At 66.6% G+C, this 18,906-nt stretch carries 20 protein-coding genes; 12 read left to right on the forward strand and 8 right to left on the reverse strand.

What is annotated here, in order from left to right; translation table 11 throughout:
- The first annotated feature begins 26 nt into the window (after nucleotides 1-26).
- Nucleotides 27-851, forward strand: a complete 825-nt coding sequence (locus tag KXD98_RS25725) for an MOSC domain-containing protein (RefSeq protein WP_260761111.1) — start codon at nucleotides 27-29, stop codon at nucleotides 849-851.
- 3 nt (nucleotides 852-854) lie between these two features.
- Here the strand turns inward: KXD98_RS25725 and KXD98_RS25730 are convergent, their stop codons facing one another.
- Nucleotides 855-1,808 carry a glycoside hydrolase family 6 protein gene (locus tag KXD98_RS25730; protein WP_260761112.1) on the reverse strand — a complete coding sequence of 318 codons (954 nt, stop codon included), beginning with the start codon at nucleotides 1,806-1,808 and terminating at the stop codon, nucleotides 855-857.
- A 131-nt stretch (nucleotides 1,809-1,939) separates the two neighbouring features.
- Here KXD98_RS25730 and KXD98_RS25735 point away from each other — a divergent pair, with 131 nt between their 5' ends.
- Nucleotides 1,940-2,884: a pirin family protein gene (locus tag KXD98_RS25735; RefSeq protein WP_260761113.1), complete on the forward strand. Its 945-nt coding sequence runs from the start codon at nucleotides 1,940-1,942 to the stop codon at nucleotides 2,882-2,884.
- A gap of 102 nt (nucleotides 2,885-2,986) precedes the next feature.
- Nucleotides 2,987-3,805, forward strand: coding sequence for a tryptophan-rich sensory protein (locus KXD98_RS25740; protein ID WP_260761114.1), 819 nt, complete (start codon nucleotides 2,987-2,989; stop codon nucleotides 3,803-3,805).
- 22 nt (nucleotides 3,806-3,827) lie between these two features.
- Here KXD98_RS25740 and KXD98_RS25745 read toward each other — a convergent pair whose 3' ends face one another.
- Nucleotides 3,828-4,313 (reverse strand): SRPBCC domain-containing protein, encoded by a 486-nt coding sequence (locus KXD98_RS25745; RefSeq protein ID WP_260761115.1) that lies wholly within the window; start codon nucleotides 4,311-4,313, stop codon nucleotides 3,828-3,830.
- Between the two features lie 3 nt (nucleotides 4,314-4,316).
- The gene (locus KXD98_RS25750; RefSeq protein ID WP_260761116.1) at nucleotides 4,317-4,658 is read right to left on the reverse strand and encodes a helix-turn-helix transcriptional regulator; all 342 of its coding nucleotides are present in this window, start codon (nucleotides 4,656-4,658) and stop codon (nucleotides 4,317-4,319) included.
- A 183-nt stretch (nucleotides 4,659-4,841) separates the two neighbouring features.
- On the opposite strand from KXD98_RS25750, the gene KXD98_RS25755 reads away from it, so the two are divergent.
- On the forward strand, nucleotides 4,842-6,440 hold the full coding sequence (locus KXD98_RS25755; protein ID WP_260761117.1) for a threonine/serine exporter ThrE family protein: 1,599 nt from the start codon (nucleotides 4,842-4,844) through the stop codon (nucleotides 6,438-6,440).
- A gap of 59 nt (nucleotides 6,441-6,499) precedes the next feature.
- Nucleotides 6,500-7,873 (forward strand): MFS transporter, encoded by a 1,374-nt coding sequence (locus KXD98_RS25760; protein WP_260761118.1) that lies wholly within the window; start codon nucleotides 6,500-6,502, stop codon nucleotides 7,871-7,873.
- On the opposite strand, the gene trxA is transcribed toward KXD98_RS25760, so the two are convergent.
- From trxA to KXD98_RS25775, 3 genes are read right to left on the reverse strand one after another with little or no spacing between them, the layout of a single operon-like run.
- Nucleotides 7,870-8,235: a thioredoxin gene (trxA, locus tag KXD98_RS25765; RefSeq protein WP_260761119.1), complete on the reverse strand. Its 366-nt coding sequence runs from the start codon at nucleotides 8,233-8,235 to the stop codon at nucleotides 7,870-7,872. The two genes, KXD98_RS25760 and trxA, sit on opposite strands and share 4 nt — an antisense overlap.
- 40 nt (nucleotides 8,236-8,275) lie before the next feature.
- Complete coding sequence (locus tag KXD98_RS25770; RefSeq protein ID WP_260761120.1) at nucleotides 8,276-9,475, reverse strand: FAD/NAD(P)-binding oxidoreductase; 1,200 nt, start codon at nucleotides 9,473-9,475, stop codon at nucleotides 8,276-8,278.
- A gap of 17 nt (nucleotides 9,476-9,492) precedes the next feature.
- Nucleotides 9,493-10,872: a rhodanese-like domain-containing protein gene (locus KXD98_RS25775; RefSeq protein WP_260761121.1), complete on the reverse strand. Its 1,380-nt coding sequence runs from the start codon at nucleotides 10,870-10,872 to the stop codon at nucleotides 9,493-9,495.
- A gap of 197 nt (nucleotides 10,873-11,069) precedes the next feature.
- Here KXD98_RS25775 and KXD98_RS25780 point away from each other — a divergent pair, with 197 nt between their 5' ends.
- From KXD98_RS25780 to KXD98_RS25800, 5 genes are all read left to right on the forward strand, one after another.
- Nucleotides 11,070-11,663, forward strand: a complete 594-nt coding sequence (locus KXD98_RS25780) for a rhodanese-like domain-containing protein (RefSeq protein WP_260761122.1) — start codon at nucleotides 11,070-11,072, stop codon at nucleotides 11,661-11,663.
- Nucleotides 11,664-11,669: 6 nt separating this feature from the next.
- The gene (locus KXD98_RS25785) at nucleotides 11,670-12,545 is read left to right on the forward strand and encodes a sulfite exporter TauE/SafE family protein (protein WP_260761123.1); all 876 of its coding nucleotides are present in this window, start codon (nucleotides 11,670-11,672) and stop codon (nucleotides 12,543-12,545) included.
- A 66-nt stretch (nucleotides 12,546-12,611) separates the two neighbouring features.
- A complete protein-coding gene (locus KXD98_RS25790; RefSeq protein ID WP_011891882.1) occupies nucleotides 12,612-12,881 on the forward strand; it encodes a metal-sensitive transcriptional regulator in 270 nt (89 codons plus the stop codon).
- Nucleotides 12,882-12,929: 48 nt separating this feature from the next.
- Nucleotides 12,930-13,340 carry a DUF302 domain-containing protein gene (locus KXD98_RS25795; RefSeq protein WP_260761124.1) on the forward strand — a complete coding sequence of 137 codons (411 nt, stop codon included), beginning with the start codon at nucleotides 12,930-12,932 and terminating at the stop codon, nucleotides 13,338-13,340.
- Between the two features lie 13 nt (nucleotides 13,341-13,353).
- Entirely contained in the window at nucleotides 13,354-14,712 is a 1,359-nt protein-coding gene (locus KXD98_RS25800; RefSeq protein ID WP_260761125.1) for a rhodanese-like domain-containing protein, read from the forward strand.
- Here KXD98_RS25800 and KXD98_RS25805 read toward each other — a convergent pair.
- Nucleotides 14,705-15,061, reverse strand: coding sequence for a DUF202 domain-containing protein (locus KXD98_RS25805; protein ID WP_260761126.1), 357 nt, complete (start codon nucleotides 15,059-15,061; stop codon nucleotides 14,705-14,707). The two genes, KXD98_RS25800 and KXD98_RS25805, sit on opposite strands and share 8 nt — an antisense overlap.
- A 24-nt stretch (nucleotides 15,062-15,085) precedes the next feature.
- The gene (locus KXD98_RS25810; protein WP_260761127.1) at nucleotides 15,086-16,900 is read right to left on the reverse strand and encodes an NAD(P)/FAD-dependent oxidoreductase; all 1,815 of its coding nucleotides are present in this window, start codon (nucleotides 16,898-16,900) and stop codon (nucleotides 15,086-15,088) included.
- Between the two features lie 152 nt (nucleotides 16,901-17,052).
- Between KXD98_RS25810 and KXD98_RS25815 the strand changes: the two genes are divergently transcribed.
- On the forward strand, nucleotides 17,053-18,099 hold the full coding sequence (locus KXD98_RS25815; protein WP_260761128.1) for a 2,3-butanediol dehydrogenase: 1,047 nt from the start codon (nucleotides 17,053-17,055) through the stop codon (nucleotides 18,097-18,099).
- 17 nt (nucleotides 18,100-18,116) lie between these two features.
- Nucleotides 18,117-18,902, forward strand: a complete 786-nt coding sequence (locus KXD98_RS25820; RefSeq protein WP_260761129.1) for an acetoin reductase — start codon at nucleotides 18,117-18,119, stop codon at nucleotides 18,900-18,902.
- The last annotated feature ends 4 nt before the right edge of the window (nucleotides 18,903-18,906 follow it).

Here is an 18,906-nt window from a genome sequence, read left to right on the forward strand (position 1 = left end):
TCTGAGCAACACATGACGGGACGGGCATGACGCACAACGATGTTTCGGCCGGACAGGTCGCGGTGCTGCGCCGATATCCGGTGAAGTCGATGTTGGGCGAGTGGTGCCGGTCGCTCGACATCGGGCCGATGGGAGTGGTCGGTGACCGGCGCTACGCGGTGATCGACGGTGAGTCCGGTCGGGTGGCCACCGCCAAGAATCCGCGGCTGTGGCGCCGGCTGCTCGAATGCACGGCCACCACGTCATCGGGCGGTGTCGTGGTCACCTTGCCCGGCGGTGACGACGTGCCCGTCGCCGATGCGGCCGGGCCGCTGTCGCGGCTCCTGGGCCGCGACGTCCACATCGCCGACGAGAGGTCCGCGGGCGCCGTCCTCGAGCGCCCCGACCCCGACGACGTCCTGACCCGGGGTTTGGACGCTGAGACCGAGATCGTGCTGCTCGAACTCGCCCAGGGCGCACCCGGGGGTGCCTTCGTCGATCATTCGCCGGTACATCTGGTCGCGACCTCGACCCTGGACGCACTCGGTTTCGACCTCGCCGAGTCGGTGCGCTACCGGCCCAACATCGTGGTCCAGACTCCTGACGGCACACCACCGTTCGTCGAGAATGACTGGGTCGGTGCCAGGATCCGCCTGGGTGAGGTGGTGTTGCGCGCGACGATGCCCACTCCGCGTTGCTCGGTGCCGACGCTCGAGCACGGCACCCTCGGCCGCTGCCCGCACTCCGTGCGGTACCCGCAGGAGCACAACCACGTGCAGGCAGCCGGCTTCGGCGTCCTGCCGTGCGCCGGCCTCTATGCCGAAGTCGTCACCGGCGGCACCGTGACAGCGGGCGATTCAGTGCAGATCTGAGGGCTACCAGCCGGCGTTGCGCGCCAGGTCGATGGCGTTCTGGCTCATGAACGTACCGGCACTCGGAAAGCCGCGGCAGGCGCCGTCGGATTCGCCGGGCCGCTTGACCCACAGGAACGCATCGATGCGCGGGTTTCCGGTGTCGGTGGTGGGTCGGGCACCCAGGGCCCGACCGCTCGGGTTGCACCAGTAGAGGTCGTCGCCCTCGACCGGTCCCGCGCCGTTGCGCGACGTGTCGATCACGAAGGGCTTGCCGCCGGTCATGTTCGAGATGGCGTCGCCGTAGCCGACGGACTCCGCGGTGGTGAAGAAGTTCGCGGTGTTCAGGCTGAATCCGCGGGCCTTGGCGACCCCGACCTGGTTGAGCCGGTCGGCCATCACGTCGGCTGCCACCCAGCGGGGGTGCCCGGCGTCGACGTAGACGGCGGTGCCGGGGTTGCGGGTGAGGGTGTCGACGGCGTAACCGATCGAATCGAGTCGTTGTTGCTGCTGGCCTGGTGACAGGCAGTCGATCATCGCGAGCGCGTCGGGTTCGAGGATCACCGCGGCACGGCCGGGCCCGATCGCGGCGGCGACGCCATCGATCCACGCCCGGTAGGCGCCGGCAGATCCGAAGCCGCCGGCGGCGTAGCTGCCGCAGTCCCGGTTCGGGATTCCGTACAGCGCCAGCACCGGAATGGTCCCGGCGGCCTGAGCGGTCTGGATGTACTTCGCATCGACGGCCGGGGTGGAGAGGTGGTCCATCCAGTACGCCGTGGGCGTGTTGACCACCGCTTCCAGGAGCGGGTCCGGGTTGTTCGCCAACGCCCGCATGCCCTTGGACTGCGGGTTGACGTAGAACGGCTGGCCCACCAGAGGGTTCGCATCGCTGGTCAGGCGGACCTGTGGAGCCGACATGGGCGTGGGCGCCACGAGCGTCCCGGCCGCGGCCACAGCCGCAACTGACAGCACGGTCATGACCCACCGGGCGACTGCGCGCAAAGCAGAGGTCCTCACCCCTGGAGAACTTAGTGGTGCTTGGGACCGGGTGCCCACTCCGGGGGGTGAAACCCACGCCAACCGTTTGACGGACACAGCACGATGGAGTCATGAGACCGGTCGAGGTCATCTCCAGTCGCTCCGTACCGCTCGGCGGACCACGGGCGATGACAGTGCGACGCACGCTGCCGCAGCGGGCCCGCTCCCTGATCGGGGCGTGGTGCTTCCTCGACCACTACGGCCCCGATGACGTGGCGCGCACCGGCGGCATGGACGTTCCGCCACACCCCCATACCGGGTTGCAGACGGTCAGCTGGCTCTTCGAGGGCGAGATCGAGCACCGCGACAGCACCGGGGTGCATGCGCTGGTGCGGCCCGGTGAGCTCAACCTGATGACCGGTGGGCACGGTGTCGCCCACTCCGAGGTCTCGACGGCAGCCACCACCACTCTGCACGGCGTGCAGTTGTGGGTCGTCCTGCCCGAACACGCCCGGCACGGTCCGCGGCGATTCGAACACGCAGCGCCCGCACCGTTCTCGCTGGACAGCGCCTCCGCGCGGGTGCTGCTGGGCACCTTGGCCGGGCACAGCTCCACGGTCACAGCACACAGCCCGCTGCTCGGCGCCGAACTCGTGTTGGAGCCGCGCTCGGAGCTGACCCTCGACGTCGACACCGACTTCGAACACGGCGTCCTCGTCGACACCGGCACGGTCCTGGTCGAGCAGACCATGCTGGCCCCCGCAGATCTGGGTTATCTGGCGCCGGGACCAGACCGGGTGACGCTGGCCAACTCCGGCGACGACCCGGCCCGGGTGATGCTGCTCGGCGGCACGCCGTTCACCGAGCCCGTCGTGATGTGGTGGAACTTCATCGGCCGCAGCCACGACGAGATCGCCGAGTTCCGGGCCGAGTGGGAAGCCGAGTCGGACCGGTTCGGCACCGTCGAGGGCTATCGCGGGCGTACTCAGCGGCTGCCCGCGCCACCGATGCCGTCGGTGCGTCTCAAGCCGCGGATGTCCCCGCCAGGTGACGGCGACCCCAGCGCGTGGGGGTAGCAGCATGAGCCTGACGGTCACGCCCGTCGCCCAGATTCAAGATCGTCCAATCGGGCTACCCGGTCTTCGACCGACGAGTGTCTCGGGCCGAAGGAGCACAGGGTGAACCAGACCGACGCTGAGCAACGCAGCGCCTTGACTGTGCTCCTACCGGTCGCGGTCGCGCTGGCCACGACCGCCACGCTGGTGGTGAACTATCTGGCCAACACCCTGCCGATCAACGGACAGACCACCGGCGAGGTGACCCGTCGCGTCGACGTGTACTTCGTCCCGGCCGGTTACGTGTTCTCCATCTGGAGCGTCATCTATGCCGGGCTGATCGCCTTCAGCGTCTACGTGTTCCTGGCGCTGGCCAAAGGCCGCGCCGACAGCGGAGCGGCCCGCGCCATCGCCCCGTGGTATCTGCTGACCGCGGCGGCCAACTGCGGATGGCTGTTCGCCTGGCATCACAACGCCTTCCCGCTGAGCATGCTCGTGATGCTGGTGTTACTGAGCACGCTGATCGTCATCTACCGCCTGCAAGCGGCGCGACCGGCCACGTCCACCCTCGAGCTGTGGACGGTGCATATCCCGTTCCGCGGCTATCTGGGGTGGATCTCGGTCGCCACCATCGCCAACGCCACCATCACGCTCGACGACGCCGGGTGGGCCGGTTTCGGGTTGTCCGAGCCGGCCTGGGGAGCGATCATGGTGGTGGCCGCCGCCGGGCTGGGCGTGCTGATGGCGTTGCGGCACAGCGATATCACGTTCATCCTGGTTCTCGTCTGGGCGCTGGTGGGTATTGCCGTTCGGCTGAGCGAGACGACGCCCGTCCTGGTTGCCGCGTTGGCCGGCGCTGCGGTATTGGTGGCGGCCGTGGTCGTGGTGGCATTGCGGCGCAACCGTTCCGAGCCCGCGGCGGCGCGCCGACGGCAGAGCTGAGTCTGCCGCGGCGCGCAGCGCGTCATGCGGTGATCAGGTCGTCGATCTGGTTGATCGCCGAGCTGGCCCCCTCGACCACACCCATGTCCAGGACCTGCTGCAGCGCTTCGACGGACGAGTAGGTGCTGACGTAGGTGGCGCGGGTACCGCCGTTGTGTTCGGTGAAGGTGAACACACTGCGACCGGTCGGCATGTTCGGGTCCGGTCGGAGGTCCGCGTCGGCGAACCCGTCGACGAACGAGAAGCTTGTCGGCTCGTCCACCGCGGTGATCTCCCAGTAGCCGCCGTGTTTGTCGCCCTGCGGTCCGGTCATGTAGTAGGTCACCCGCCCACCGGGGCGGAAATCATGATCCACCACGGTCGCAGGATATGTCGGTGGCCCCCAGATCTTTTCGAGTTGGCGCGGGTCGGCGTAAATCTGCCAGATGCGCTGCACCGGCGCGGCGAACTCCGCGGTGATGGTCAGGCTCAGGGCCTCGAGGTCGTGGGAGACATCCGTCACAGGCATGGGTCAATCCTCCTTGTTTCTTTCTGCTGAGATGAGCTGGTCGATACGGGCCACACGGCCGCGCCAGACCTGCTCGAGCTCTCCGAGCAGGACCGCCACCGACCGCACCGCCGCCACGTCACCGCTGGCCAGCTGCTCGCGGCCACTGCGCCGCTTGGTGAGCAGACCGGCCCTTTCGAGCACGGCGACATGTTTCTGCACCGCGGCGAAGCTCACGTCGTACTTCCCCGCGAGTGCGGAGACCGAGTGTTCACCTGCCAGCACCCGGCGCATGATGTCGCGTCTGGTCCGATCGGCGAGAGCGTGGAACAGGGCATCGGCCCGGTCCTCATCGATCACGGTCACCGGGAAAATATACAACCAATTGGTTGTATATTGTCAAGAGACTTTTCGGTGAACTCGAGGACGGCCCTTCGAGCGGGATCACTGCGCACCTTGAAAAGGTTGTCTCCCATAGCTTTTCCGGCAATTTCCGGGTGGGGGTGCCAAGCGATCCGGCTGCGGCGGGACTCAGTATGGTGAGCGGTGATGAGTGCCGAACGGTCCGATGGACGGGCCCGCCGCCGCCGCGCCGTGAACTTCGCACTGCGCGGCCGGCGCGACCCAGCTTCCGGTGCGGGACAGCGCAGGCGGCTGTCCCGCGGTCCGAGCGAGCAGCACACTCGCAAGGTGCTCGATCTGACCATCCGGCTGGCCGAGGTGATGCTGTCGTCCGGCTCGGGCACCGCCGACGTCGTCGCCACCGCCCAGGACGTGGCCCAGGCGTACCAACTCACCGACTGTGTCGTCGACGTGTTCACCACCACGATTTTCGTCTCGGCGCCGCCGACCGCCGACGCCGCACCGATCACGATCGTGCGGTCGGTACAGGCCAGGTCGACGGATTACACCCGCCTTTCTCATCTCGACGAGCTGGTCGGGCGGATCACGTCGGGCGGGGTGTCGGTCGACGAAGCCCACGAGGCGATGGACGACCTCAGCGAGCGCCCTCACCCGTATCCGCGCTGGGTCGCCACCGCCGGATGGGCCGGTTTTGCGCTCGGCATCGCGATGCTGATGGGCGGTTCGTGGCCGACCTGGATTCTGGCGCCAGTCACCTCGGTGTTGATCGATCGGACTCTTCGATGGCTGAATCGCCGGGGCACGCCGGTGTTCTTTCAGCAGGCCGCCGGGGCGGCGATCGCGACACTGGTCGCCGTGGCTGCGTACCTGTTCGCCGGTGTCGGCCCTACCGCGTTGGTGGCGACCGGGATCGTGATGCTGTTGGCCGGGATGACGCTGGTGGGCTCGGTTCAGGATGCCTTGACCGGCTATATGCTCACCGCGGTGGCCCGGCTCGGGGACGTCGTGTTCATGACCTTGGGCATCGTCGTCGGCATCCTTTTCGGACTTCAGGTTGCGTCGCTGGCCGGCGTCGAGATCCAGCTCCAGGTCGACGCCACCGAATTCTTCGTGCTGCCGACACAGCCGCTGGACGTCGCGCTGGCGGTGGCCGGCGCGGCGCTGGCCGGCGCGTGCCTGACCATCACCAGTTACGGCCGCCCACGCGCGATCGCCACCGCCGCGGCGGCGGCGGGAACCGCTCAAGCGGTGCTGCTGAGTTTGGGCACGGCAGGCTTCGGCCAGGTGGTGGCAACGGGAACCGCGGCAGTCGGCGTCGGGGTGCTGGCCACTCTGGTCTCGATCCGGCGACAATCGCCGGCACTGGTCACCGCGACCGCCGGCATCACCCCGATGCTTCCCGGGATGGCCGTCTTCCGGGCGGTGTTCTATTTCGCCGTCGAGCGCGATTTCGGTGCCGGGATGGCGCAGGCGCTGGGGGCCGCAGCCACCGCCCTGGCCATCGGCGCCGGGGTGGTGATGGGCGAGTTGCTCGGCTCCCCGCTGCGCTACCGCGCGGGACGGATCGGCGACTTCTTGCGGGTCGAGGGTCCGCCCGGGTTGCGACGGGCCATCGGCACCGTGGTGGCGCTGCGACCGAGCGCCGATCAGGACGCGGCGCGGCCGCCCTATCAGCGGTCGTGGAGCGTCGCACTGGAACCGGAGTCCACCGAGTCACCCGCTGCCGAGCCCGACCAACCCGACGACGCACAGGGGGGTGCCGCCGGGGAATCCGACGGCAGGTAACGTCGGCGTGCAGGCACCTCTTCCGAGCACGACGACGATCGAAGATCGAGGGGGACGACGTGCAATCCGCAGACGGCCGCCCACCGGCCGGCCGCGACGAACCAGCACCGGGAGTGCTGAAGAAGGCCATCGCCGCCTCGGCGATCGGCAATGCGACGGAGTGGTTCGACTACGGCATCTACGCCTACGGGGTCACCTACATCTCCGTGGCGATCTTTCCCGGCGATGCCGCCAACGCCACGCTGTTGGCCTTGATGACGTTCGCGGTCTCCTTCCTGGTCCGTCCCCTGGGCGGCTTCGTCTGGGGTCCATTGGGCGACCGGCTGGGTCGCAAGCGCGTGCTGGCGATGACGATCCTGCTGATGGCCGGTGCCACGTTCTGTGTGGCGCTGGTACCGACCTACGACATGATCGGGATGTGGGCGCCGTTCCTGCTGGTGCTGCTCCGGATGGTTCAGGGTTTCTCCACCGGCGGTGAGTACGGCGGCGCGGCGACCTTCATGGCCGAGTACTCGCCGAACCGGCGTAGGGGCCTGCTCGGCAGTTTCCTGGAATTCGGTACTTTGGGCGGGTTTTCGGCGGGCGCGTTGCTCATGTTGGGTTGCTCTCTGGCCCTGGGCGATGAGCAGATGCAGTCGTGGGGCTGGCGGTTGCCGTTCCTGGTCGCCGCGCCGCTCGGAATCGTCGGTCTCTACCTGCGGTCACGGCTGGAGGACACCCCCGTGTTCCGGGAGCTGGAAGCCCAGGGCCAGAAAGAGGAGCACACCTCGACCCAGTTGCGCGACCTGATCGCGGGCTACTGGCGTCCGATCCTGCGGCTCGGCGGCCTGGTCGTAGCGTTGAACGTGGTGAACTACACGCTGCTCACCTACATGCCGACGTATCTGGAGACCCAGATCGGGTTGACCGCGGACCAGTCCCTCATCGTGCCGGTCATCGGCATGGTGTCGATGATGGTCTTTGTTCCGTTCGTCGGGCTGCTCAGCGACCGGGTCGGACGAAAACCGTTGTGGTGGTTCTCGTTGATCGGCCTGTTCATCGCTGGTGTGCCGATGTTCATGCTGATGGGCACGGGCGTAGCCGGGGCGTTGATCGGCTTCGCGGTGCTGGGCTTGCTCTACGTTCCGCAGTTGGCGACGATCTCGGCGACCTTCCCTGCCATGTTCCCCACCCACGTGCGCTACGCGGGCTTCGCGATCGCCTACAACGTCTCGACGTCGATCTTCGGTGGGACGGCACCGGCCATCAACGACTGGCTGACCAACCGCACCGGCGACATGCTCTTCCCGGCCTACTACATGATGGGTGCCTGCGTCATCGGTGCCATAGCGCTGATCAAGGTCCCCGAGACCGCGCGGTGCCCGATCGGCGGCACCGTCATCCCGGGCACCGCCGAAGCGCCCGGGCCGGTTGCGTACGCGAAGACCGGCTAACCCGCTTTTCGCGCCGCGATCTTGGCACGGACCTCGGCCATGTCGAGGGCCTTGACCCGGCCGATCAGGTCTTCCAGCGCTGCCGCAGGCATCGCACCGGGCGCCCGATAGACGAGCACGCCGTCACGGAAGGCCATCACCGTCGGGATCGAGCTGATCTCCAGAGTGGCAGCCAGATCACGCTCGTGCTCGGTGTCGACCTTGGCGTGTACCACGTCGGGATGGGCTTGCGCCGAGCGCTCGAACACCGGCGCGAACGCGCGGCATGGGCCACACCATGCCGCCCAGAAATCGACCAGCACGATCTCGCTGCCGACGATGGTGGACTCGAAGTCGTCGTAGGTGAGGTTCTTGGTGGCCATCACGTTTCCTTTCTCATGGTGTTGTGCGATAGCGGAATTGCTACGCGAGGCCGCGCAGCATCAGGTTCCAGTACATGAACGGCAGTCCGTACTTCTTGAGGTACCAGTAGCCGCGGTGCGGTTTGGTCGGATCCAGCAGCGGCACCGACGGCGTGAGGTTGAGGTCATAGTCGAACTCCGCCAGCAGCATTGCGTGTGCGGACGTCACGATCGGACACGACCCGTAACCGTTGTAGGACGCGGCCAGCGGACGGCCGTTGAGCAACGCGTCGATGTTGTCCACCACCACCGGCGCCTGTTTGCGAATCGCGGCACCGGTTTTCGAGTTGGGTGAGGACCCCACATCGCCCAGACTGAACACGTTGGGATACCGCACGTGCTGCATCGTGTGCTTGTCGATCTCGACATAACCGCCGGCGGCACCGGTCGACAACGGGCTGAACTTGATCCAGTCCGGCGCCGACTGTCTGGGTACGGCGTGCAGCAGGTCGTAGGACAACATGGTGCCGGATCCGCCGTCCCCGAGGTGCGTCACGGCGGCCTTGCGTGCTGTGGAGTCGATGGCCGTCACCTCGGCGTTGGTGTGCACGGTGATGCCGTAGTCCGCGGCGACGGCGTCGAGGCTGTCGGCGATCGCCGGGATCCCGAACAGTCGCGGCGTCGGCACCACCAGGTGCACGTCGATGTCGTCGAGCACGCCCTGGGATCGCCAGTGATCAGCTGCCAGGTAGGCGATCTTCTGCGGCGCGCCGGCGCACTTGATCGGGCCCGAGGGCATCGCGAACACCGCTGTGCCCGAACGGAGATCACGAATGAACTCCCAGGTTCGCGGAGCCAGGTCGAACCGGTAGTTCGAGGAGACCCCGTCCTTACCGAGCGCGTCGGTCAGTCCCTCGGTGCGATCCCAGTCCAGCGCGATGCCGGGACAGACCACGAGCACGTCGTACTCGTAGTTCGTTCCGTCGGCACAGGTGATCCTGTTGTTGTCCGGATCCACCGCCACCGCTGCGCTCTTGACCCAGGTAGCCTTGCGGGGCATCACCGAAGCTTCTGGCCTCGCCGTCGCCGATGCCTTCGCCTGCCCTCCGCCGACCAGCGTCCACAGCGGTTGGTAGTAGTGCGTGTCGGATGGTTCGATCACCGCGACATCGCAGTAGCCCCGCCGCAACAGGCGAGCGGCCACCGAGATGCCGGCGGTGCCACCCCCGACGATGACGATCTGGTGCTTGTCGGTCAACATTGCCCTCTCCTGCGCACTCAGGCGTTCTGTCGGGATTCTTCCCAGGCGCCAAATCCACCCAGGATGTCACTGACGTCGGTGAAACCGTTGCGGCGCAGCAGACTTGCCGCGACCGAGGAGCGGTATCCGCCGGCGCAGTACACCACCGTCGGGCGCGCCGGATCCAACTCGCCCAGACGTGACGGGAGCTGCCCGACCGGGATGGCGACCGCGTTCGGAATGGTTCCGGCCGCAACCTCGCCAGGGTTGCGCACGTCGACGACCTGCAAGTCGGCGAGCTCAGCGGCGCGCTGATCGAATGCCTTGGCCGTCAGCCGCGACGCCATCTGCACGTCGTCACGGTGGTTGAACATCACCTCGAAGGGCTGGTCCAGGTAGCCGATCACCCGGTCGAAGCCGATGCGCGCCAACCGGGTTTTGGCCTCCAGTTCCTGACCGGGTTCGGTGAACAGCACGATATCGACGTCGGTGGGAACCACCGATCCGGCGAACTCGGCGTAACGCCCCTCCAGGCCGATGTTGACCGCACCGCGCAAGTGGCCCAGGGCGAATTCCTCAGGCCCACGGCCGTCGACCAGGATCGCGCCGGCGGCCATCGCATCGCGAACCTGGTCGTAGGTCATCGCGGTCGGCACCTTGGTCTCGTCCAACAGTTCGCGATCCTTGCGGTTGAGGATCGCGTCGTAGACGAAGTAGCTGGGCGCGGGCGGCTGGCCTTCGGTGACCAGCGCCATGAAGGTGGCCTTGTCCGGGGCGCGTAGCGCGTAGTTCGTCTCCTTCTGCTCGCCCATCGTCGACCACAGATCGGTGGACAGATTCTTGCCGCAGGCCGAGCCTGCGCCGTGCGCGGGGTACACCCGGGTGGCATCGGGCAGCGTCATCAGCTTGTTGTGTAGCGAGTCGTAGAGCTTGTCGGCCAGCTCCTCCCGAGTGAACCCGATCGAGGCCAACAGGTCGGGGCGTCCGACGTCACCGATGAACAACGCATCACCGGTCAGCACTCCATAGGGGACCTCGTCGTCGGCATGCTCGTAGACCACGATGCTCAGCGACTCCGGCGTGTGGCCGGGGGTGTGCCGGAACTCCAGCGTCACCTCACCCAGCGAGTAGCGCTCGCCGTCGGCGACCCCCATCGACTCGAACTCGGTCTCGGCGACCGAGGAGTAGACGATTCTGGCTCCGGTGGCTTGCGCCAGCTCCAGGTGCCCGGACAGAAAGTCGGCATGGAAGTGGGTCTCGATGACGAGCTCGATGGTGTAGCCGAACTCGCGGGCGTCGGAAAGATACTCGGCCACGTCGCGTTGCGGATCGACAACGACGGCACGCCCGGTGGTTTCGTCGGCAATCAGATACGACGCGTGCGACAGGCAGTCCAGGTAGTACTGGATGAATTTCATGGCGGTGGTCCTTTCTTCGGGTGCCTGGGTGGGCCTTCTGCAATCCAGACTGCCTATACCCCTATGGGTATGTCAAGTACCCCATGGGGTATAAATTCCTCCCTTGATATTACCCCTGGGGGTATGCTTTCCTTGAGGGGAAGATACCCCCGGCGGTATCTTCGAGGGAAGCCCGCCCACCACCGAAAGGACCCCTGATGACCGCGCCCGTCACCATCGACTCGCACGACCTCCGCCAGATGCTCGGTTCCACCGCCCCTCCCCGGATACTCGACGTGCGCACGCCGGGCGAGTTCGAGACCGCCCACATCGCCGGGGCCTACAACGTGCCGCTGGACCTCTTGCGTGAGCACCGCGACGAGATCGTCAAGCACCTCGATCAGGACGTGGTCCTGGTCTGCCGTTCCGGCCAGCGCGCTGCTCAGGCCGAAGAGACTCTGCGCACTGCCGGCCTGACCAATGTGCACATCCTCGACGGCGGCATCACCGCCTGGGAGGCCAAAGGGTTCGCGGTCAACCGCGGCGCTCAACGCTGGGATCTGGAACGCCAGGTCCGTCTGGTGGCCGGCTCGATCGTGCTGACCAGCATCCTGGGCAGCATCGCCGCACCCAAGCTCAAATGGGTGGCCGGGGCGGTCGGTGGCGGACTGACCTTCGCCGCGCTGTCCAACACCTGTGCGATGGGAATGTTGCTGGCCAAGCTGCCCTACAACCGGGGCGCCTCGTGCGACGCACAGACCGTCGTCTCGCAGCTGGTGGACGCCGATCCTGCCGGCAGCACGGCGGGCTAGCCGATCATGATCGCTCTCGCCGTCGGCCTGGCCGTCTTCGTCGGCATCGCCCTGGGGTTGCTCGGCGGCGGTGGCTCGATCCTGACCGTCCCGCTGTTGGCCTATGTGGCCGGCATGGACGCCAAACAGGCCATCGCCACCTCACTCCTGGTCGTCGGCGTCACCAGCGCGATCGGCGCCATCTCCCACGCGCGGGCCGGCCGGGTGCAGTGGCGTACCGGACTGATCTTCGGCGGTGCCGGAATGGCCGGCGCCTACGGCGGTGGACTGCTCGCCCGTTTCATTCCGGGCACTGTGCTGCTCATCGGATTCGCCGTGATGATGATCGCCACCGCGATCGCCATGCTGCGGGGACGCCAAGCGGTCGAGTCCACCGGCGGCCACCAACGCCTGCCGATGCCCAAGATTGTTGCCGAGGGGCTGGTGGTCGGACTGGTGACCGGTCTGGTCGGCGCCGGCGGCGGCTTCCTGGTGGTGCCTGCTCTGGTGCTGCTCGGCGGACTGTCGATGCCGGTCGCGGTCGGCACCTCGCTGATCGTGATCGCGATGAAGTCGTTTGCCGGACTGGGCGGATACCTGTCCAGCGTGCAGATCGACTGGCCGGTGGCCCTGGCGGTGACCGCGGCGGCGGTGGTAGGCGCACTATTAGGCGCCCGACTGACCGCGCTGGTGAATCCAGACAGCCTCCGCAAGGGTTTCGGGTGGTTCGTCCTGGCGATGTCGTCAGTCATCCTGGCCCAGGAGATCCATCCGAGTGTCGGGATTGCTGCCGCGGCACTGACCGCCATCGCCGCGCTGGTGACGGTGGTGTGTTCCCGGTACGCCAGATGCCCGCTGCGCCGTCTCGCCCGAACCGGGAACGTCGGCGGCGCCCCCGCGTGAGGCTGACCCGTGGGAATACCCCCGCGGGTACCATCGCTGTCATCATCAGTGGAAAGGAGAGCCACCATGGTTGGTGACGAGGACGCGATCGCTGCGGTGCTCAACAGGCTGCGTAGAGCGCAGGGCCAGCTTGCCGGGGTGATCTCGATGATCGAGCAGGGCCGTGACTGCAAGGACGTGGTCACCCAGCTGGCTGCCGTGTCGAGGGCACTGGACAAGGCCGGATTCAAGATTGTCGCCACCGGTTTGCGGGAATGCCTGACCGGAGAGGCTGCCGACGGCCAGCAGCCGATGACCGAAGCCGAACTGGAGAAGTTGTTCCTGGCGCTGGCCTGACCTGGCTGTCCAGGCCCGGTGCCGTCGAACAAGCACGTGGAGGAGACCATGAGCTACGCGTTGTCCACAAAACTGCACACGTCGTTTCAGGATGCGGTCGAGCGCACCCGAAAAGCCCTGGCAGATGAGGGTTTCGGCGTGCTGACCGAAATCGATATGAAGGCCACGCTGAAGGCCAAGCTGGGTGAGGACATGGAGGACTATCTGATTCTCGGGGCCTGCAATCCGCCGCTGGCACACCGAGCGGTCAACGCCGACCGCCAGATCGGGTTGCTGTTGCCGTGCAACGTCGCCGTCCGTGCCGACACCGCAGACGATGGCGCAGTCATCGTCGACGCGATGGACCCGCAGATCATGGTCCAGGTGTCCGATCAACCGGGGTTGCGTGACGTGGCCGACGAAGCGGCGGCCAAGCTGCGCTCCGCCATCCAAGCACTCGAATCATCCGAGATTGCATAGGATTTCGATACATATGAGCTCCACCGCCGATATCGCCATCATCGAGACCTCAGGCCTGGGCGATCGCAGCTACCTGATCAGCGTCGACGACATCGCGGTGGTGGTGGACCCACAGCGTGACATCGACCGGGTGCTCGAACTGGCTCGTGACCGTGATGTCCGGATCACCCACGTGCTGGAAACCCACCTGCACAACGACTATGTGACCGGCGGGCTTGAGTTGTCCCGCGTCACCGGCGCCGAGTACGCCGTACCGGCCGGCGACGAGGTGGGCTACGCGCGGCGCGCCGTGCGCGACGGCGACGTGATCGACGCCGGCCCGATGCGGCTGCAGGTGATGCACACCCCCGGTCACACCCACCACCATGTCAGCTACGTCCTGCGTGACGACGCCGGATCAGTAGCCGCGGTGTTCACCGGCGGTTCGCTGCTGCACGGCACAACCGGGCGCACGGATCTACTCGGCAGCGAACACACCGAGCAACTCAGTCATGCGCAGTTCCACTCGGTGCGGCGACTGGCCGCCGAGTTGCCCGATCACACCCAGATCTACCCCACCCATGGTTTCGGTAGCTTCTGCTCAGCCACCCCCGCCAGCGGTGACTCGTCAACCATCGCCGAGGAACGCCACACCAATCCGGCACTCACCAAGGACGAACAGAGCTACGTCGAGGAACTGATCGCCGGCTTGGGCGCCTACCCCGCCTACTACGCCCACATGGGCGTCATCAACAGTCAGGGACCCGAACCTGTCGACCTGTCCCCGCCCGAACCGGTCGACGGCGAGGAACTGCGCCGGCGTATCGAGGCCGGTGAATGGGTGGTGGACCTGCGCAACCGCACCGCGTTCGCCGCCGGTCATCTCGGTGGCTCCCTCGGGTTCGAGTTGTCGGGCTCCTTCGTCACCTATCTCGGGTGGCTCTACTCGTGGGGGTCACCGATGACGCTCATCGGTGACGATGTGGACCAGATCGCCGACGCCCGACGCGAACTCGTCCGCATCGGGGTCGACCACCTGGCCGGCGCCGCAGTCGGTGACATCCGGGCGTTGGCCGCCGACACCGAGCTGCGGTCCTATCGGGTCGCCGATTTCGCTGACCTGGCCGAAGCGATGAAGGATGCCCGCCCAACCGTCCTCGACGTCCGCCAGCACGGCGAGTATTCCGACAGACACATCCCGGATGCGGTCAACATCCCGCTGCATGAGCTCGGTGCGCGCCTCGACGAAGTTCCCCGCGGCCAGGTGTGGGTGCACTGCGAGTCCGGGTACCGCTCGTCGATCGCCGCGTCGATGATCGACGTACCCGGTCGCGACGTCATCCTGGTGGATGACAACTTCGATCGCGCAGACGAACTGGGCCTGGTCAGCTGATCGAGAACAGCAGCGCACCGACCACGGCCGTCGCGAATGCCACAGTGGCTGCACCGATCATCAGCACCTCCGCACGCGGATCCGCTGTGACCATCCGGTCCGCGATGACCGGACTGTGCCGGATCTCCCGTGACCGGCGGTAGCCCAACGCGAGGACCAGCAACGCCAGCAGCGCCGCGGTGACCGCGAGCAACGTCCGCCCGGGCCCCAGTGGTCCGTGCTCCCGCAACAGGACCAGCGCCCCACCCACCAGGAATCCGAAAGAACTTCTCTCCCAGGACAACAGGGTACGCTCGGCAGGAAGCCCGGGCTTGGTCGGTACGCTGCGCCGGTTCGCTTCGCTGTTCACGTCCTCATTGTGACCGACGGCCCCTCAACTCAGGTGGTGAACCTCCTGCAGTCCGTACACCGGGGTGGGGATGCCTTGGTGACGCGCCTTGAGTTGCAGAGCCAAGTACAGCGAATAATGCCGCGACTGGTGCAGATTGCCACCGTGGAACCAGAGGTTGTCTTGCTGGGTCGGCTTCCACATGTTGCGCTGCTCGCCCTCCCACGGGCCCGGGTCCTTCGTGGTGTCCGAGCCCAGACCCCACACCTTGCCGACCTTGTCGGCCACCTCCTGGCCGATCAGGTCGGCCGCCCAGCCGTTCATCGAGCCGTATCCGGTAGCGTAGACCACGACATCGGCGGGTAATTCGGTGCCGTCGGCCAACACCACCGAGTTCTCGGTGAGGTGATCCACCTGACCGTGGGCCAGCTTGATCCGACCGTCGGCCACCAGCTCACAGGCCCCGACGTCGATGTAGTAGCCCGAGCCGCGGCGCAGGTACTTCATGAACAGACCCGACCCGTCGTCGCCCCAGTCCAGCTCGAACCCCGCTGCGGTCAGCCGGTCGTAGAAGTCCTTGTCGCGTTCGCGCATCCGGTCATAGAGCGGGATCTGGAACTCATGCATGATCCGATAGGGCAGCGAGGCGAACGTCAGGTCGGCTTTCTCGGTGGTCATTCCCGCCGCCAGCGCACGCTCGGAGTACAGATCGCCCAACCCGATGTCCATCAGCGTGTCCGACTTGACGATGTGGGTCGAGGACCGCTGCACCATCGTCACGTCGACGCCGTTCTCGTACAACGCTTTACATATGTCGTGGGCAGAGTTGTTGGATCCGATGACCACCGCCCGCTTGCCCACGTAGGCATCCGGGCCCGGGTGGGCACTGGAATGGTGCTGGTCGCCGGTGAACACCTCCTGGCCCGGTAGCGTCGGCACGTTGGGCTTGCCCGACATGCCGGTGGCCAGCACCAGATGGGTCGGATGCAGGGCCAGGTGTTCACCGTCGCGGTCCACCTCGACCGTCCAGGTCTTGGTCTCGTCGTCGAAGGACGCCGACAGGCACGTCGTCTTCGGCCAATACGGCACTTCCATCACCCGCGTGTAGAACTCCAGCCAGTCGCCGATCTTGTCTTTCGGAGCGAACACCGGCCAGTTCTGCGGGAAGGGCAGATACGGCAGGTGGTCGTACCAGACCGGGTCGTGCAGGCACAGCGACTTGTAGCGCTTGCGCCACTGATCACCCGGCCGTTCGTGGCGGTCCACGACAAGAGCAGGCACCTGCAGCTGCCGCAGCCGCGCCCCCAGGGCGATGCCACCCTGGCCACCGCCGACCACCAACACGTAGGGCTGTGTCGTGTAGCCGAGCGCCGCCTCTTCCTCGGCACGCTTCTCGGCCCACGACCGCGGGTCGGGATCGTCTCCGTGCACCGCACCCAGCACGCGAGACGGGCCCATCGGCTCCTCGTGTCCCTTGAGTTCGCGCAGCGTGGTCAGGAAGGTCCAGGCTTGTTCGCCCTTGAGTCGGAGATGACCGAGGCCGCGTCCGGCCGCGGTCTCGAACTCGATGAATGCCGACGTCACGTCCCCGTCAACGGTCGGTTCCTCGGTGGTCCTGAAGCTCGACGGGTCGGTACCGGCCAGCCGGTCGGAGAGCATGTGGGCGATCTGACCGCGCCCCTCGACGGTCTTGATGTTCCAGGTGAACGCAACCAAATCGCGCCAGAAACTGTCGGTGGCGAACATCGCCACGGCGCGATCGACGTCGCGTACCGCCAGAGCGGCTTCGAAGTCCGCCAGCCAAGCGTCCACCCGCTGCTGCGGTGAGCGGGCGGTGGTGGGTTGGAGTGTCTGTGTCATGTGACCCAGGGCACACCCGGGCGCCCAGGCGCCGCAAGGGTTGCACCGGGTTGCACATCTCGTGATGGTGACCATCGGAAGCGCACCGAAACCAAAGATGCAACGGTCTGCAACCCTTTCGCGTTGTGGTCGCGGTCACATACACAGGTCTCATGAGAGCTGCGGTGTACCACGGTCCGAACAAGCTGGAGATCGCCGACGTCGAGGAGCCGACACCCACGCCGGGCACCGTGAAGGTCAAGGTCGGCTACAACGGCATCTGCGGAACCGATCTGCATGAGTATTACGCCGGTCCGATCTTCGTGCCCACCGAGCCACATCCGCTGACACACCGGCAGATGCCACTGGTGATGGGGCATGAATTCGCCGGCGTCATCACCGACGTCGGCGCCGAGGTGAAGGGCTGGAGCGCAGGTGATCGGGTCGCGATCGAGCCGATCTACCGGTGTGGCCGCTGCGCTCCGTGCCGGGCGGGCAACTACAACATCTGCGTGCAGATCGGGTTCCACGGGTTGATGTCCGATGGTGGGATGGCCGAATACACCGTGGTGCCGACCGACATGCTGCACAAGCTGCCCGACAGCGTCTCGTTGCAACTCGGGGCGCTGGTGGAACCGATGTCGGTGGCGTACCACGCCGCCACCCTCGGCGAGCCCGCCAGTGGTGATGTCGCGGTCATCTTCGGCGCCGGGCCTATCGGCATCGGATTGTGGTTCGCGCTGCGCGGCAAAGGGATTGACGACGTCTTCGTCGTCGAGCCGTCAGCCACCCGCCGTGCGGCCATCGAGGCGCTCGGAGCGCAGACGCTGGACCCCGGCGCGGTGGATGTGGCCGCACTGATCACCGACGAAACCGACGGTCGCGGAGCTGACGCGGTATTCGACGCCGCCGGTGTCGCTCCCGCTGTCGAAACCGCGCTGGCATGTGTGGGGGCCAGACGCCCGATGGTCAGCGTCGCGATCTACGAGAAACCGCTCACCACCCCACTGTTGAGCCTGGTGATGAACGAATCACGGATTCAGGGTTCGCTCTGCTACACCTCCGACGACTTCGAGGCCGTCATCGCATTGATGGCCCAGGGCGCCTACGACACCACCGGATGGGTCAGCGAGATCGGGATCGACGAGGTCGTCGACGAAGGGTTCGAGGCGCTGCACTCCGGCGTGAAGATGAAGGTGCTCGTCGCCCCGGCGGGCTGACACGGGAAAGGTTCTTCATGACAACACCTTTGGCAGGGAAAGTCGCCATGGTCACCGGAGCGGGTCGTGGCATCGGACGCGATATCGCGTTGCGACTGGCCCGCGACGGCGCTGACGTCGCGCTCGTCGATGTGCGTGCCGACGGTATCGACGCCGTGGCTGCCGAGATCACCCGGATCGGTTCGAAAACCACGACAGCAGTCGCCGACGTCGCCGATCGCCGGCAGGTCTTCGACACCGTCGAGGCAGCTGCGTCGACATTGGGTGGTTTCGACATCATGGTCAACAATGCCGGAATCGCCCTGGTTGGGCCGATCGCCGATGTCACCGAAGACGACGTTGCCAAGCTCTGGGCGGTCAACGTCAACGGCGTGTTGTGGGGCATCCAGGCCGCGGTGGCGAAATTCAGACAACTCGGCGTTCGCGGCAAGGTCATCAACGCCGCATCGATCGCCGGCCATGACGGGTTCGCGATGCTCGGGGTGTACAGCGCCACGAAGTTCGCCGTGCGCGCGCTGACCCAGGCGGCAGCCAAGGAACACGCGGCCGACGGCATCACCGTCAACGCGTACTGCCCCGGCGTGGTGGGCACCGACATGTGGGTTGAGATCGACAAGCGCTTCGCCGAGTTGACCGGCGCCGCTGAGGGCGAGACGTACGACAAGTTCGTCGGAGGCATCGCGCTGGGCCGCGCCGAGACCCCCGCAGACGTGGCCGGCCTGGTGTCGTACCTGGCGGGTCCGGACGCCGACTACATGACCGGGCAGTCACCGCTGATCGACGGCGGGATCCTCTTCCGGTGAGCGG

The sequence above is a fragment of the Mycobacterium sp. SMC-4 genome, assembly GCF_025263265.1.
GTDB lineage: Bacteria > Actinomycetota > Actinomycetes > Mycobacteriales > Mycobacteriaceae > Mycobacterium.